This is a genomic window from Wolbachia endosymbiont (group A) of Urophora cardui, assembly GCF_964028435.1.
GTDB lineage: Bacteria > Pseudomonadota > Alphaproteobacteria > Rickettsiales > Anaplasmataceae > Wolbachia.
The window spans coordinates 1028256-1045178 of sequence record NZ_OZ034774.1 but is presented as its reverse complement, the minus strand read 5'-3'; the positions used below and the strand labels follow the sequence as shown (position 1 = coordinate 1045178).

Here is a 16923-nt window from a genome sequence, read left to right as displayed (position 1 = left end):
AGCAAAAACTTAAACTCTTTTAAGTTGTCTTTTAGCCGCACAACTGAACGGATCAAACTTAACCTAACTCATCACCACCTGGCAGTGGTGGCAAGCCAAATGCTTCCCTTTTTTCATTGAGTGTCATAAAGCTTGCGTTTTCTACGTATTTCCACAACTTTTGCCTCTTTTCCATGAGAATTTCTATTGCATCTTTGTCGTACGACAAGCACAGATCCTCGCCAAATTTTGGTGTTAGCCAAGAATTCAGGTGACAGATAATATTTTCTAGCGTTGGTAAAACCTTCTGTTCCCAGAGGGATAAGCGTGCTTCGACTAAATTGCTATAAGTGTTATCACCTGGTATGCCAAGCAACTGCGGTGGGACGCCAAAAGCCAGGGCAATATCACGAGCTGAACTGTGTTTGGACTCAATAAAATCCATATCCCTTGGTGATAAGCTCATTTCCTTCCACTCCAAGCCTCCTTCAAGCAATATCGGTCTTCCAGCATTGACAGAACCTGAATAATGATCATTTATTTGCTCTTTTAAGCGTTGGTACTGCTCTTGACTTAAACTTCCACCACTCCCGTCCTTCGCTGATTTCACAACTATTGCACCACTTGGTCTTGCCCCATTTTGCAACATCGCTTGATTCCAAGCACCCGCCTGATTATGCTGATCTATACTGTATGCAGCTGCCTCAATTGGTGATAATCCATACCAATCATTCAAAGGGTTAAAGGTCTTTAGGTGCAACACTGCTGAACGTCCGGTTAGTTTATCAACTTTAAAGTCATAACCGTTGTTATTTATGGTATAACGATAGATATAAGGAACGTTATTTCTCCCTGGAACAATTTCAACCCTATCAGGGCGCAGAAGATAAAGCTCTGTTGGTGGTTTTCTATTGTTCTGCGACTCAACCATCAATATATAAGAATTGCCGTTAACTAACCGATAAGTTACAATCCCCTCAATAAATTCCGATTTTGATGTCATTGGATTAGGAGAATAAAGTAATTTCAGTAATGGATGGGCTTTTAGTTGCGATTTTCCCTGTTCAGTAAGCTGGCAGAGAGTAAAAGGTACCGAAGATGCAGCACTTGCAATCATATTAATTGCTCGAAAGGCAATAACATTTTTTATGTAACCTTCCTCAGCAAAACTTACATAATCACGCTTACTCCAACTTGGTTCCATCATTAGCTGCAAAGCAGAATATTCACTGCTTTTCTTTCTTTGAAAAATGTTGAAATTCATATGTGCCTCCTAAAAAATTGAATTTGTGGTAGAATTATATCAATTGGTGTCACAGGAAGGATATACTAACGTACGAACATTATGTTTGAGAGCAATCTCTACACAGTAGTTAAATGGCAGGCACAATAAGGGGTAGCAAAAAGAATGAGCTTTTTTTTTGAGCTGAGCGAAGCCACCTAAGGTAGAAAATGAATCAGGAAGGAGTAAAAATATATTTAATGTTTATATGATGTACTTACTTATAAATATCTTTTCTGTGTCCTATCTCTGTGATAACCACTTCATATTTTATAATATTTACGGAATAGATAACGCGATAATCACCTACCCTTAATCTTCTTTGTCCTTTAAATCTGTAATATAATGGCTCACCAAGGTTAATGGGATCAATTGTAAGGCGCTTATTTATCGCATTTATGATCCTTAATCTTATTGTTTTTGGAAGAGCTGGAAGGTCTTTCTCAAGAACGCTTTCTATGAAGATAATATTGTATTCCAGTCTACATCCTCACTTCTAATTTTCTTTACACCTGAAACATTACGTTTAGCAGCACGCTCAATTAGTATTTTATCTTCCTCATTTTCAATTGCTTCTTGTATTAGCTTCTCTGTTAGTTCTTTAATGGACTTATTTCTTATTTTAGCTAGTCCAGCAAGACACTCTGAAATTTCGTTGTTGAAAGTTATGCTAAATTTTGAGTTTGCCATATATTTTACCTAAAATCTACTAATAATTATACAACATTTTTCTGAATTTTTCAATAAAAAAAGTTGCCTATACGTAAAGAGGACCTGTGTTGACAAACAATTAAACATTTGTCATGTACTATGTTTGTTAAGGAGAAATAGCACAGAAGTTAGTATTAAGTATATTAGGAATAAGAAAGGCTGCGCTCAGTGTCACACACTGGAATGACAAGAAGAGGGCACTTGGATGACAGGAAAAGAATGCATTGCTATACTAAAAAGAAAAGAAATTGAACATGACAGAATGGCTAATATCTAATCAGCTTATTGATTATAACTGTGCCGTAAAATCTATGGAAGAAAAAATTCAACAAATTTACAATAATTCAGCAGACGAATTGGTATGGCTACTCCAGCACCCTCCACTTTATACTGCAGGAATCAGTGCAACAGATGATGATATTGTTGAAAAACTATTTCCTATATATAAAACAGGAAGGGGTGGTAAACACACATATCATGGTCCAGGACAGCGCATCATATATTTAATGTTAAACCTTAAAAAAAGAAATAAATGTGACATAAAGCTATATATTAGAGACCTAAGTAAGTGGATAATAAATGTTTTAAAGCAATTTAATATACTTGGAGAATTTAAAGAGGATAGAATAGGTGTTTGGGTGAATAACAATGGAGTAGAAAAAAAAATTGCAGCTTTTGGTATTCGCTTAAGAAAATGGGTAACTTATCATGGCATAGCGCTTAACGTCTTTCCAGATCTCTCTCACTATAAGGGTATTATTCCTTGTGGACTGCAAGGTTATGGCGTCACATCAATGGAAGAACTAGGAGTGAAAGTTCCACTCTCTGAATTGGATGATATACTAAAAAAAGAGTTTTATAAGATATTTTAATGATCATTTACCTTTTATATTTTATTTTCACTTTATGTGCTAACACAGGTATTCATGCAATCGACCGAGTTGATATTATTGCTCCTTCTTCCAAGGGAAAAGAATCAGATCTGACTACTATAAAAGAATATGTAGAAGCTTCGGATTTTAATCCCCATATTTCGGAAAAAATATATAGTAATGACAATCCATTTTATTCCAACTCTGATGAATTCAGAGCAAATGATTTGGTTAGTGCACTAACTAATGATAGTAAAATAATTTGGTGTATCAGAGGAGGAGAAGGGGCTTCTCGGTTAATTCCCTATCTAGAAAAGTTACCCAATGATAAAAAAGAAAGGATTGCTCAAAACAAAAAAATCCTCATAGGCTATAGCGATATAACTGCCTTGCACATCTATCTACAAGCTAAATATGATTGGCAAACTCTTCACGGCACCATGTTGGAAATGATAGTAAATAGCTCCGTTTCTGAAAGCTCTGTTGAAAAATTGAAAGAGTTAATTCTTAACAAGCGGGATTCTATCAGATTTGATAACCTAAAGATGATAAACAATGGCATTAGACTAAAAGATGGCAGATTAGAGTCTAAAGTCATCGGTGGTAATATGACTTTAGTTGAAAATAGTATAGGAACCGCTTGGCAAATAAATGCGAAAGGTAAAATTCTATTTTTAGAGGACATAAGAGTTTACCCATACGCAATAGAGCGCAGTTTAGATCACCTAAAACAAGCTCACATTTTTGATGGAGTGCATGCAGTAATCTTTGGGGATTTCGTTAACTGTTATAATGATAATCTTGTTGAAGTTGTAAAAGAAAGGCTTGCAAAAAGTGTTAACTTTCCTGTATTTACAATGAAAGGGGTAGGCCATGGACATACAAATGACCCTTTACCTCTTAACACTCACGCTATTATTAGCGTTCAAGACGAAAAAGAAGGTTTGTTTTTTATGGATGTGCAGAATGTTAGCTAATCTTATAGCTAATGCGAGCTCTACGTCATGCCGCCACGGTATCTCTTAGCCGCTAACACGTACTTAACCGTCATACCGCGATTCATTCGCGGTATCTCTAGATCCCGCTAACACGTAGCGGGATGACGAGTTATTATACCGCCGCGAACCGTCATGCCGCCGCGGTATCTCTTAGCCGCTAACACGTACTTAACCGTCATACCGCGATTCATTCGCGGTATCTCTAGATCCCGCTAACACGTACTTAACCGTCATACTGCCGCGGCGCTAACAACTGTACGAACGTTGTAGTTTGGGCCACCAGTGGGGTGTCATCCATAAGTGTTGAAAGTGCTATAAGTGGCATTATATAAGGTGGTTAACGGCATAAATTTCAATGGTAATAAAATAAATTAAAAAAGCGCCTTTTTGCCTGTGGTTAGAAGGTTTAAGCGAATTTTCGACGTGGTTTATCTGCTTTCCCAACAACGAAGGTTGATATCAAGAGGAGATTTACATACCATTAATCACCTTGTGTGATTGCACTTTCAACACTTATGGGTGTCATCCCAGTGCCCAGACACTGGGATCCAGCTTCTATGCAACTTAATTAAAAACGTTTGTTTTAGCGTAAGACAACTACCTTTAGCTCATCAGCTCAGTTATAAGCAAAATTTCTGGATCCCAGTGTCTGGGCAATGGGATGACACCATTTGCTGTGCAATTTACCTTCAAAAACGAATGTTCGTACAGCTATGAGTGAGATCAAAGAATTGCAGAATTAAGTGTGAATGGTTACAGAGTAATTTCAAAGTGCATTTGCAGTTGGACTGGCTGAATGGATATACTTAATGAAAGTCCCATTTCACGGTGTTCAAATCTACTCCTTCTTGTACCATCTCCCAAAGTGGGCTCATTTCTCTCAGTCGGCCAATATTTTTAGCAACAAGATCTGCTGCGTACAAAACTTCTTCTTTAGTTGTAAATCGGCCTAGGCCAAATCTAATTGATGAATGCTCAAGGTCGTGGCCATTATTTAGCGACCGTATGACATAGGAAGGCTCAAGAGACGCAGACGTGCACGCAGAACCAGAACTTACTGCTAAATCCTTGATTGCCATGATGAGAGACTCACCCTCAACATAGGGAAAGCTCAAGTTTAGGTTGCCAGGAATTCTATTTTCATAATCACCATTTAAAACGATATCAGGAAATGCTTCTTTTATCTTATTGTACAAAATATCTCTCAGTCCTTCCAATTTGCTTGCTTCTGTTTCCATTTCTTCTTTAGCGATACGTGCCGCTTCACCAAAACCAACTGCAAGAGGTGTTGGAACTGTTCCAGAACGCATACCTCTTTCTTGTCCACCACCACTAATCAATGGTATCAGCCTAATACGAGGATTCTTTCTACGGACATATAATGCGCCTATTCCCATAGGTCCATAAATTTTGTGGCTAGAGAGACTCATAAGATCAATGCACATCTCATTAACATCAATTGGAACTTTTCCAAAGCTTTGAGCTGCATCTGTATGGAAAAATATATTATGCTTTCTGCATATTTTACCAATCTCCTTTACAGGCTGAATTACTCCGATTTCATTATTTACCATCATCACTGAAACCAGGATTGTTTTATCAGTAATTGCTTCCTCAAGCTTTGATAAATCTATAATTCCGTTTTGCTTAACAGGCAAATATGTAACTTTAAAGCCTTCATTTTCCAGATGCCGACAAGAATCCAGAACACACTTATGCTCCGTGCAGACAGTTATTATATGATTTCCTTTATTTTTGTAAAAGTGAGCAATGCCCTTGATTGCTGTATTATTTGACTCAGTTGCACCTGAGGTAAAGATAATTTCTTTGCTATCTGCGTTCACCAGATCAGCGATGTGTTTCCTTGCTTTTTCCACTGCTTCTTCAGCAGTCCAACCAAATGAATGGCTGCGAGAGTGTGCATTACTGAACTCACCAAAATAAGGTATCATTACCTCCAAAACACGGGGATCCACTTTAGTAGTAGATTGATAATCAAGAAATATTGGTAATTTTATTTTAGTATCATGTATTTTCTTACTTTCAATATTCATAAAGCTACCACAGGGACAAAATTTACAACTATTTAATAGCACTAAAACTTAATTTTTTCAAGGTATAATCTTGCATCAACAAACATTGTCACCAAAGGGATGTGTGTATGACGCTGGTTCACTCTGTGATGGTGTCATTCCAGCGCCCCTATGATGTCATCCGAGTAGCTCCTTTTTTTGTCATCCGAGTAGCTGACACTGGTTCACTCTATAATAGTATCATCCGAGTAGCCCCTTCTTGTATCTTGAAAAAAGCATCTAGTGTTTTAAGCTTAAACATTAGATGGAGAAGGGAAAATTTTGTCAATAATCTTAGATATAAAATCTGTGGTAAAGTCAAGAATCCCTTCTCAAAAGTATAGGCTGGACGGTATCGTAGAAAGACCTGAATGGTTCTAATTCTGTATTCACAAGACTAGCCTTACTTTTCATTTTTAATGGTAACGTATGGGGTTATATATGATCAACAACTTTTTGGGCATAGATATATCAAAAGATCGCTTTGATGTTTTTCTCTCATTTATAAGCAAAAAAGGAAAGCGTGAAACTAGAAAAAGAAGCTTTAAGAACGATGGTTTCAAAGTCTACTGAATTTTCTACACAAACATAATGTAGAAAAAGTAAAAACCTGCATGGAATCTACTGGTTGTTATAGCGAAGCACTGGCTGAATTTCTACACAATGCTGGACATTTTGTAAGTGTTGTAAATCCTTATTGCATAAAATCTTATGCAAGGAGTAAGCTGATACGACAAAAGAATGATCAGACCGATGCAGAAGTTATTGCTGATTATTGCCAAAGACAGGAACCTTCTAGTTGGACACCACCTTCTCCTGAAATGAAAAAATTAAAACATCTTTATCGTTGCTCAGTTGCGTTAAAAGATGAGTTAACATTAGTAAATAACCACTTAGAAAAAAAAGAGAGACTGCCTAAAGAAGTTGCAAATGCTTGGGAAGACCTTGCAATGAATATAGCTCAAAAAATAGAAACAATAAAAAACTCCGTACGTGAACTATTAAATCAACACAAAGAATTGTTGGAAAATTTTCAACTTCTATTGACTATTCCAGGCATAGGAGAAGAATCAGCAATAGCTATTTTAGCTGAAGTTTCTGATATAGAGGTTTTTAGAGATGCCAGGCAATTGGCAGCATATACAGGAGTTATACCACGAAATATGACGTCAGGTTCCTCTGTATATGCCAAACCCAGATTAAGTAAATCCGGTTCACAAACATTACGTAAGGCACTTTTCTTTCCTGCCATAGTAGCTAAGAATCACAATCCTATCATTATGAGCTTTTGCCAAAGATTAAAGGAAAAGGGTAAGCATAATATGGCCATCGTTGGTGCTGCAATGCGTAAGCTACTCCATATCATTTTCGGTATTCTGACATCCAAAAGTGCTTTTGATCCTAACCATATCAAAAACTACAGGGCTAGGAGGTTGACTGAAGGTTTAGTACTTTAAAATCAAAAATGCTTCCTATCATCTATCTTATGTAAAGTGGTATCTTACACAAATTTATTGAATGTTGTTGGTTAGTGGATATGTTGATAAGTAAACTTCATCTGTTTTGTGCGTATAAAACTAATTTACTTATCAACATATCCACTAACTATAATCTGTGTACTGTTACACAATTGGAAGTATTTTTTGATTTTATGATGCAACTTGGGAAATTTTTATAATTTTTTTGTTGACTAACAAGACGGTATCTCCTGTCATTCCAGTGCCCAGATACTGGGATCCAGTTTCACCTTATGATGGTGTCATGAAAATAGCTGACACTGGTTTCCATCCAAGACGGTGTCATTCCAGTCTGGAATCCAGAAAAAAGAATGGTGTCATCCCAGTGCCCAGACACTGGGATCCAGGAATTTTATTAAGTTGGTAAGCATAAAAATAGATGTTTTACGTTAAAATACAACGTTTTCGATGAGATTATATGGAAAACTGGATCCCAGTGTCAAGCACTGGGATGACAAAAAAAGGAGTACTGGAATGACAGCAGTCCTACGTCATAACGCGATTCATTCGCGGTATCTCAGCCGCTAACTGTTCTCCCTCGTCATACCGTCACGGTATCTCTAGATCCCGCTAACAAGCAGCGGGATGACGATTGTCGTTTAGCTATAAATATTTAAGAAATTTACCAAACGGAAAAAAAGGCAAAAGAAGCCCTGGTCATTGTCTATTTTCTGTATTGGCGTTTTTTTAAGTCTTAAACGCTGCAATTTAGCTGCTTTTAAGTGCAACTAACCTTAGCTTAAATGTTTAAGAAATTTACTAAGCAGAAAAAAAGGCAAAAGAAACCCCGTGTTAGCTAGTTGTCACTCTCTAATCCTGCAAATTGGCGTACTATACTGTCTTAAACGACTTATAAGCGCGTTTCAGCTTATATAGGTAAAAACTCAGAAATGTTGTGAAGACATAAGGTGCACATAGTGCAAAAAATTAAAAATAAGACGCCAACTACGTTGTTTTCTTGCTGTTTAATCTGCACAGATGAAGATAAATGAATACCTTCAGTTTCATGATAAGGGGGTTGGCGAAGGGTGTCAAGGAATTTTTATGCAAGAGATCCCATAAATTGGGTGTCATAATATGGCGGCTACATTAATTTTGGCGTGCGTGACCTTGAAAGATTGCAGTGCAATACTTAGACTATTAGGGTAGTAGGCAAATAATGGAGCTCAAAATGCATAACGTACAAGAAACTGAAAATTTAAAATTTGACGCTGAAGTAGGGAAAGTACTGAATATAGTGATTCATTCACTTTATACTAATAAGGACATTTTTCTGCGTGAGTTAATATCAAATGCATCGGATGCATGTGATAAATTGCGCTATGAATCTCAATCTAATTCAAATTTGCTAGATTCAAGTGATGAGTTAAAAATCACTATTAGCTCCAATAAAGATAAGAACGAGCTATATATCACTGATAATGGCATCGGAATGAACAGACAAGATTTAATAGATAACCTTGGTACAATTGCAAGCTCTGGTACGCAAAAGTTCTTAGATGCGATTAAAAATAGCAAGGATTCAAGCCAAGCTGTGGAGCTGATTGGGAAGTTTGGTGTTGGTTTTTACTCAAGCTTTATGGTTGCATCAGAAGTAATAGTAGAGTCAAGAAAAGCTGGAGAGGAGGAGTCTTGGGTCTGGAAATCCAAGGGAGATGGAGAGTATTCGATAAGTAAACTAGATAATCAAATTTCTCGTGGAACTAAAATTACACTCATTATGCGTCCTGAAGAGAATGAGTTTTTAGATAAATTTCGTGTTGAAAACATTGTCACTACTTACTCTGATCACATAAATTTTCCTGTTGAATTCATAAATGAAGAAGGAAAAAGTGAAAAGTTAAACAGTAAGGCTGCAATTTGGACTAAGCCAAAAAATGATGTTACTCAAGAGGAACACAATGATTTTTTCCGCAGTGTTGCTCACGTTGGCGGGGAGCCTTGGATGATATTGCATAATAAAAATGAAGGTGCAATAGAATATACAAATTTGCTTTATGTTCCCTCTATTAAACCTTTTGATTTATTTCATCCAGATAGACGTTGCTCTGTTAAGTTATATGTAAATAAAGTATTTATCACTGAAGATAACGTACAGATCATACCGCAGTATTTACGTTTTCTGAAAGGTATTGTTGATTCACCGGACTTGCCTCTTAATATCAGCAGAGAAACGCTGCAGAATAATCGTGTTGTTGAGCAAATCAGAAAATCCTTAACTAAACGCGCGATATCAGAGCTCGGTAAAAAGGCAAAAGAGAATTTAGAGGAATATACAAAATTCTGGACCAATTTTGGTGCAGTATTAAAAGAGGGTCTTTGTGAAGCTATGCCAACTGATGAGAGAGAAGCGCTACTCTCGATTTGCAGATTTCATAGCACTGGTGATGAGAAATTAGTCAGCATTGATGACTACATAAGCAGAATGAAGCCTGAGCAGGAACATATCTATTATCTCACCGGGAATAGCCTCGATTCAGTGAAAAACAGTCCGCAACTTGAGGGATTCGTCAGTAAAGGACTAGAAGTGCTCCTATTTGTTGATCCAGTTGATGATTTCTGGACTAGCGTGATTCATGAATATAAAGATCAAAAATTTAAGTCTGTGACCCGCGCTGATGTTGATTTGGAAAAATTCTCTTCAGAAGAAGATAAAAAAGATGAGGAAAATAAGCAAGATGAAGAAAAGACTAAAGAAAATACGGACTCTATACTGCAATATTTCACCAAGGTTCTTGGCAATTCAGTGAAAAGCGTGAAAATCTCAAAAAAACTGACTGACAGCCCTGTATGTCTAGCAGTTGATAAAGGTGCTATGGATCTTCGCATGGAGCGTTTTTTGCGTGAACAAAAGCAGCTAAATTACCGCACGCCAAAGGTACTGGAAATTAACACTAAGCATCCTGTAATAAAAAGCATAATGAAATCTCACGCTGAAAATGGTGAAAACCCAACATTGGAAGACATGATTCATTTATTATTTTACCAAGCTTGCATCGTGGAAGGTGAAGAGATGGATGATGTAAGTCTGTTTGCTAAGAGAGTTAATAATTTGCTTGGCAAGATTGTTGTCTAATACTATACTAGATTAGTTATTTATGTGAGGTAATATATAATTAATCTACTTAGAAAACCTATTCCACAAACAGCAGGTGTTACAGGAAAAGGTAAAAGCAGGAATAATTCTAGGAATCTAACTAAAATTGCAGGATTTAACCAAAAGAAGTTATTAGAGATGATCAACTTCGCTATGGTAGGCTATTATGCTAGTGATTGTGGTTGTAAAAACAATGAGTTTGTTAAGCTAAAGAAAGGAGGATATAAAACTCCTGCTCAACTTGAGAAAGAGGGTTACAAAGTTGTTCAATTTCATGGCATTATTTCTGACCAAGAAGTTCGACATACTGGTTATGTTTTCATAAGGGGTAAGGAAGTAACTATAGCATACCGCGGTACTTGTAATTCTTATGACTTCAAGAGAGATGTTGAAATACCTTTAATTCGTCAATATGAACTTCTGCCCAAAGGTGGTAAAATTCACCTAGGCTTCTACTCCGTATTTGAAAATTCCTGGGAGAGCCTTTACGGGATATTAAAAGGATATGCTAACGATCAAGGATTAGAAATCAGAGATTTAAAAATTAATCTTACAGGTCACAGCATGGGAGGTGCTGTCGCTAACATAGCTGCTCTATGTTTAAGTGTAACAGAGGATGCAAAAGATTTGCATATTGCAACTTTTGGTGCACCAAGGGTTTTTAACCGTAATGCTGCTAAAGTCTGTAATGAGCTCTTCGGAAGAAAGACTATTAGAGTAGTTGATCGATCAGATTCCATACCTTCATTACCACCTAATTTTATGGGCTATAAACATGTAGGCAAACAATTAAAAATAGGAAGACATTCCGTGCCGGCGCTACATGACCACAAATTGGAAGTTTATCATGATCTTATTTTAAAAATAAAGCCAAAAAATTTTAAGTCGGATAATAATACATCTGCAACATGCTACATCCTTTCCCGGACTGCTAGGGAAGTGTATGATGTACTAACTGTACCCAGTTGTCTTATTCCAAGCACCCATTCAAGTAGCGATAAACAATATTTTGAACGAGTGAAAGATCAACATAAGAATGCTTCATTCTCTGAAATAATTAATATATATTCTGAGCTCAGCAATAGAAATGATAAATTTCTTGACAAAGATAGAAGAAATGGTATTATGGGTGACATAAGGGCTTCAATAAAGAAGCCCAGAGGCAATTATAATAAGGAAGGTGTAATGACCAAATTTAAAGAACAAAGTGAAAAGTCAGTCAGTTTGGGAGGAGGACTTCCTAATATTGACAATTTGACTAATTCTAAAGGAGGATCGACGATCAATTTGAGGGAACAAAACAAAAGGGATGAGACTAGTTTGGTAGAATCGTTTGAAAAATGGGCCAATTCGGGGGAAATTTTTGATATTGGCAGTCCGAATAATCTTGAAGAAGGTGAAAAGACTGTGGTTGAACGTGTAGAATATTTTAACAAGTATTTGAACAATCCTAAACCTAGTAAGCACACCCGTCTAGGAGTACCTACTATGGGTGTCAATCAGGTCCATTTAAAACAAAGTAAAAAGAAGTCAGTCAGTTTGGGAGGAGGACTTTCCGATGTTAATATTTTGACCAATTCGGGGGCTTTGTTGCATCGCTAGCTATGATGGATTAAAGATAAAAAAGATGGAGAATATCAGTAGCTTATTATTCTGGTATTTATAACAAGAACGGTCAGTGAATACCTAAATTTGAGTAAAAGAAATTTCACTACCACTCACTAATCCGGCTAAAATTCAAGAATTTCAATGCTTTAGCTATTTTCAATAGAATTAAGTTTATTAATATAAATAATAAATTACTATTCTTAAATTTGATCAGATTGATTGCAAAAAAACAAGATTTTCAATAGGTTGCTTATAATCCTAGCTATAGTTAGCCTTTCATAAGTAGCGATGCAACAAAGCCATTCGGGAATAGAAACTCCTGATGCTGACAAGTCGACCAACTCTAAAGAGGAGAGACAAAGTAAAAAGGGGTCGGTTCAGAAAAGACTTTCTAATTTTTTCCGTCCTAAAAAAAAGACACAAAGTAATGAAAGGTCGACCAGTTTGAGAGAACTTTTTACTCTTCGAGAAACGATAAATGAGGCCGAGGCAGAAATTAATGGTTTGCAGGGCGAGGAAAAGAATCAACAAGAAAGCAAACTTAAAGAAATTAAGGAATTGTTTCCGTTTTCTAGGATTCAAACTAACCAAGGAAAGGCCATAGAAGAAATTCTTTGTAATGTTCTTGAGAGTGTTGATCTTGAGACAGTAAAACTTATAGTGGGACAGAAAAAAATTTATATAACTGCATCTGCTGAATTTGCTTTACGGGAAGCATTAAGCAAAGCCAAGACAAAAGTTGCTAGTTTAGAGGGCGAGGAGAAAAGTAAACAAGGAGGCAAACTCAGAGAGATTGTGAAACTTCTTAGTGAATGGCTTGTAATTCAAAATGATCATGCACCATCAGTAAGTGATGAGCTAGATTCTTCAAGTAAAGATGTTAGTGATACTACAGGTACTCTTGCTAATCAGTCTACTGAATACATAACACTACAAACAAGTGATACGCCAGATTCCTCAAGTGATGAGGAGGATAATCACCAGCGTGAAAGTGAAGATAATCCACAACCAGAAACTTTAGTTAACGATACAAACACCTTGGATGATAATGCTAGTCTCTCAAGCAGTGATGAGCATAGCAGCACCTCTTCAAATGCTGGCGATGTTGTCTACAACTGAAGATATTACTGACAATGAAGAGCCTGTGGTAACTACAACAGATAGTAAAGAGGGTAATGATCAACCTACAGGTAAAGGTGATTCACAAGGTCCGCAGATTATTGTCATCGGTAATTCTAATAACGTAGTTGTTGAAGATAACGATGTTGAAACGCACCCACAAAGTACAAAAAGTAGTAAGCTGCCTGTTATAGCTGCTTCTGCACTAGCACTAGCTGGAGTTGCTTCGGGAGCGGCTATTGTAGTTTGCCTAGAGATGTTAGCAGTGGGAATAGCAGTTGGAGCTTGTTGTTTAGTTGCTGCTGTAATCATATATTGCTGTAACAGACCTTCAAGTTCACTTGAGGGTGGTAATGTTGAACCTGTAGCTAACAGAAAGTTTGTTGAAACAGTAAGTTGAAGAATAAATATTGTAGTTTACCATTTAATAATTTATTATAATTATATTAATTATTAGCGAATGAAAACTTGGTAAACTACGAAGAAATATTCTTAAACAAAATCAAAGATATAAAAGATGAGGGGCGCTACCGTGAATTTATGCACTTTGCGTCATTGCCAGGTAGGCTCCCCCACATTATGGACTATGAAAGAAATAGGGAAGTAATAGTCTGGTGCAGTAATAACTATTTAGGAATGTCACAAAATGAGAAAGTTATTGCCGCTATTCAAAATTCATCAATTGGTGCGGGGGGAACAAGAAATATATCTGGTACAACAAAAGAGGTTGTAGAACTGGAAAAATCCTTAGCTTGTTTGCATAAAAAAGAGGCTGCTTTAACTTTTGCTTGTGGCTACCTTGCTAACCAGACAACACTTAGCACTTTATCGTCTATTATCCCAAATGTAGTAATTTTTTCAGACGAGAAGAACCATTCTTCAATGATAGAAGGCATAAAATCAGGAAAAAGACCAAAACATATATTTAAACACAATGATGTTGATCACTTAGAGCAGTTGTTAAAGTCCGTAGACACAAAAACACCAAAGATAATAGCACTTGAATCCGTATATTCAATGGATGGCGATATAGCGCCGCTTGAAGCGATATGCGATCTTGCAGATCAACATAATGCAATCACCTATTTGGACGAGGTGCACGCAGTTGGCATGTATGGTTCACATGGTGGCGGAATTGCAGAAAGAGAAGGCCTGATGGATAGAATAACCGTCATTCAAGGTACACTATCGAAGGCTTTTGGAGTGATGGGTGGGTATATAGCGTCTTCAAAGAGCTTGGTAGATGTAATAAGAAGTTCCGCTCCAGGATTTATTTTCACCACTGCTATGTCGCCTGTTTTAGCAGCGGCAGCAAAGGCAAGCGTTGAACACCTAAAATCGAGCAACATTGAAAGGGAAAAGCAAAAGCAAGTCGTTGAAAAAGTAAAAAACTCACTGAGAAATACAGGAATTAACTTCATTCCAACAGAAACTCATATAATTCCAATAATAATTGGCGACCCAGAGTTATCCAAAGGAGCATCAAAATTATTATTTGATGAGCATGGAATATACGTTCAACATATAAATTATCCAACAGTGCCAAGAGGAACTGAGCGTTTCCGTATTACCCCTACACCTTATCATACTGATGAAATGATAGAACATTTAACAGAATCTCTTGTAAAAGTTTTTGAGAAGTTGTCTATCTCTGTAGCCTGTTTATGCTATAGCTAGTACAGCCCTACGTCATACCGCGATTTATTCGCGGTATCTCAGCATGGATTCCGCTAACAAGTAGCGGAATGACGAGTTTTACGCTTATCAAATTGTAGGTAAACATAAATTACTTTAGCTATAGTTTTATATCTCCAGCAATGATTAGCCCGTTGTCTTCCGTTAGCCTTCCACCGCTTTCTTGCAGAAAAAGTCTACCGAGCAAGGCTTTATATTTGTTAATTCCAGAGTAAATTATTCCACTGTGCCTTCCTGCTGCAAGGTACGCAAAGCCTAAAATTGTTGAACCGATGGAGCGTACATTACTATTGCCAGGCAGCAATTTATTTAATAAATTACCACTTACATCTATTAGACCCCCTTCACGGCTTTTCACCCGCATTTTTATATGACGAGATCTAAAATCCTCAAGAAAAGCACCTTTCTTTTCTTCTGCCCAAAAAGTTTCTCTAAGAGCCGGAGCATCAATTACAGCTGCCACAACTTTATTTTTATGAATGAGACAGACTGATACTGCAAAATAAACCATGCAACTAGAAAAGTTCTCCCTGCCCTCTATAGGCATAATAAACCAAGTGTAACCGTTATCTTTTATTTCTTGGTCAGTATCATCTTCGGAAATAAACCCATAGTCTCGTTTGTAGTCGTGCAAGCAATCGTATATGGTTTGCTTGGATTTTGAATAAGTTTTATTAATGAAGTCTGCTGATTTAACATTAGAAATTTGCAATTCATTAAAATCGCGCATAAGCTGCCTGGAAGCACTACGCACAGAATCAAGCATCACATTAATTCGTGGTGATGAGATGGACATTCTTCCTTTTACTCTTTCACTCTTTCATAATAGCTGTCATCTGGAGTATATACTACAATTTTATCCTCTTCTTTTATAAACTGAGGCACGTTAACGCGCATTCCGTTTTCTAAAATTGCAGGCTTATAAGAAGCAGTAGCAGTTTGTCCTTTAATAACAGACTCTGTTTCTTTCACAGCAAGTGTAACATAATCAGGTACATGCGCAGAAATTATTTTGTCTTGATAAGTTACTACTTTAATTTTCATATTATCTTGCAAATAAATCTTTTTTTCTCCCAATAAGTCCAAATTTATAGTGATTTGCTCGTAATTACTTGGATGCATAAGATTTACAATGTTTCCTTCAGTGAAAAGGTAAACATACTCCTCTTCATCTAAAATTGCTCTTCTGATTGTTGCATCAGAGCGAAATCTTTCATAGTGTTTTGCTCCGGTTTTAATGTTTTTCATTTCAGCTTGTATGTATGCACCACCTTTACCAGGTTGAGTATGCATAATACCTACAACCAAAAATAATCCGCCGTTATGTTCCAACACCTGACCTGGTCTGATATCGTTAGCTCTTTCTGCCATAATTACATTTTCAGTTCGATCTTACAATTATAAATAGCTTTATATAAATATCAAAGTCTTTATTAGTCAATAAATTCTGGCATATTGAGCACCATATACCTCTCCTTCATGTTTATGTGCGGAAACATTTCTTTGGTAAAAGACAGCATAATGCGTTTTTTTGTGCTGATAACTAAAATTTCTAATATATCCCCTGAGCCGAAATTATATATAGATTTTACATTGCCATATAATTCATTACTTTCCAGCCTTACTTCCATATCTAAAAGGTCACTTTGATAAAATTCATTCTCATCATTTAGCTTCGGTAGCTTGCTTCTTTCTATATACAGCTTCTTATTCCTTAAAAGCTCTGCTTCATTACGGGAATTTACTCCGCTGATTGTAGCTATTACTAGATTATCACCTATGACGGATACTAAGTCTATTTTATAATTCTCATTACCACTTATTAGCTCACCATATAAGGAGATATTTTCAGGTTTTTCGGTAAAAGTTTTTAATTTAACAGCTCCTTTAATTCCGTGAGGAGAAGTAATCATTCCGAGGCATACCAGATTGTCGTTCATATTAAGGTGATAACTAATGTTGGATTTTTTGTC

General features: G+C 36.6%; 14 protein-coding genes and 1 pseudogene. 8 read left to right on the top strand and 7 right to left on the bottom strand.

Going from position 1 to position 16923, the window contains the following annotated elements:
• Positions 1 to 58 precede the first annotated feature (58 nt).
• From ABWU38_RS04945 to ABWU38_RS04935, 3 genes are all read right to left on the bottom strand, one after another.
• Positions 59 to 1243, bottom strand: coding sequence for a phage portal protein (locus ABWU38_RS04945; RefSeq protein ID WP_353272591.1), 1185 nt, complete (start codon positions 1241 to 1243; stop codon positions 59 to 61).
• 235 nt (positions 1244 to 1478) lie between these two features.
• Positions 1479 to 1721 carry a type II toxin-antitoxin system RelE family toxin gene (locus ABWU38_RS04940; protein ID WP_264688493.1) on the bottom strand — a complete coding sequence of 81 codons (243 nt, stop codon included), beginning with the start codon at positions 1719 to 1721 and terminating at the stop codon, positions 1479 to 1481.
• Positions 1718 to 1951 (bottom strand): DUF6290 family protein, encoded by a 234-nt coding sequence (locus tag ABWU38_RS04935; protein WP_010081986.1) that lies wholly within the window; start codon positions 1949 to 1951, stop codon positions 1718 to 1720. The genes ABWU38_RS04940 and ABWU38_RS04935 overlap by 4 nt, the downstream gene beginning before the upstream one ends.
• 275 nt (positions 1952 to 2226) lie before the next feature.
• Here ABWU38_RS04935 and lipB point away from each other — a divergent pair, with 275 nt between their 5' ends.
• Together lipB and ABWU38_RS04925 are read left to right on the top strand one after the other, a co-directional pair.
• Positions 2227 to 2844, top strand: a complete 618-nt coding sequence (gene lipB, locus ABWU38_RS04930) for a lipoyl(octanoyl) transferase LipB (protein ID WP_253309637.1) — start codon at positions 2227 to 2229, stop codon at positions 2842 to 2844.
• A complete protein-coding gene (locus ABWU38_RS04925; protein ID WP_253309636.1) occupies positions 2844 to 3821 on the top strand; it encodes an LD-carboxypeptidase in 978 nt (325 codons plus the stop codon). Before lipB ends, ABWU38_RS04925 begins: the two co-directional genes overlap by 1 nt.
• 827 nt (positions 3822 to 4648) lie before the next feature.
• Here ABWU38_RS04925 and ABWU38_RS04920 read toward each other — a convergent pair.
• Positions 4649 to 5896 carry an IscS subfamily cysteine desulfurase gene (locus tag ABWU38_RS04920; protein WP_353272590.1) on the bottom strand — a complete coding sequence of 416 codons (1248 nt, stop codon included), beginning with the start codon at positions 5894 to 5896 and terminating at the stop codon, positions 4649 to 4651.
• Positions 5897 to 6355: 459 nt separating this feature from the next.
• On the opposite strand from ABWU38_RS04920, the pseudogene ABWU38_RS04915 reads away from it, so the two are divergent.
• The 6 genes and pseudogenes from ABWU38_RS04915 (at position 6356) to hemA (ending at position 14932) form a co-directional block, all read left to right on the top strand.
• A pseudogene (locus ABWU38_RS04915) lies at positions 6356 to 7371 on the top strand (IS110 family transposase).
• Between the two features lie 1231 nt (positions 7372 to 8602).
• The gene (gene htpG, locus ABWU38_RS04910) at positions 8603 to 10507 is read left to right on the top strand and encodes a molecular chaperone HtpG (protein WP_353272589.1); all 1905 of its coding nucleotides are present in this window, start codon (positions 8603 to 8605) and stop codon (positions 10505 to 10507) included.
• A 159-nt stretch (positions 10508 to 10666) separates the two neighbouring features.
• The gene (locus tag ABWU38_RS04905; RefSeq protein ID WP_353272588.1) at positions 10667 to 12130 is read left to right on the top strand and encodes a lipase family protein; all 1464 of its coding nucleotides are present in this window, start codon (positions 10667 to 10669) and stop codon (positions 12128 to 12130) included.
• Positions 12131 to 12424: 294 nt separating this feature from the next.
• The gene (locus ABWU38_RS04900; RefSeq protein WP_353272587.1) at positions 12425 to 13255 is read left to right on the top strand and encodes a hypothetical protein; all 831 of its coding nucleotides are present in this window, start codon (positions 12425 to 12427) and stop codon (positions 13253 to 13255) included.
• Entirely contained in the window at positions 13239 to 13655 is a 417-nt protein-coding gene (locus ABWU38_RS04895; protein WP_353272586.1) for a hypothetical protein, read from the top strand. Before ABWU38_RS04900 ends, ABWU38_RS04895 begins: the two co-directional genes overlap by 17 nt.
• Positions 13656 to 13723: 68 nt before the next feature.
• A complete protein-coding gene (gene hemA, locus ABWU38_RS04890) occupies positions 13724 to 14932 on the top strand; it encodes a 5-aminolevulinate synthase (RefSeq protein ID WP_253307234.1) in 1209 nt (402 codons plus the stop codon).
• Positions 14933 to 15050: 118 nt separating this feature from the next.
• Here the strand turns inward: hemA and ABWU38_RS04885 are convergent, their stop codons facing one another.
• The 3 genes from ABWU38_RS04885 to rimM form a co-directional block, all read right to left on the bottom strand.
• Positions 15051 to 15746: an inositol monophosphatase family protein gene (locus tag ABWU38_RS04885; RefSeq protein ID WP_264736261.1), complete on the bottom strand. Its 696-nt coding sequence runs from the start codon at positions 15744 to 15746 to the stop codon at positions 15051 to 15053.
• Positions 15747 to 15754: 8 nt separating this feature from the next.
• Positions 15755 to 16321 carry an elongation factor P gene (gene efp / locus ABWU38_RS04880; protein WP_253307236.1) on the bottom strand — a complete coding sequence of 189 codons (567 nt, stop codon included), beginning with the start codon at positions 16319 to 16321 and terminating at the stop codon, positions 15755 to 15757.
• Positions 16322 to 16383: 62 nt separating this feature from the next.
• A complete protein-coding gene (gene rimM / locus ABWU38_RS04875) occupies positions 16384 to 16890 on the bottom strand; it encodes a ribosome maturation factor RimM (RefSeq protein ID WP_353272585.1) in 507 nt (168 codons plus the stop codon).
• Positions 16891 to 16923 lie beyond the last annotated feature (33 nt).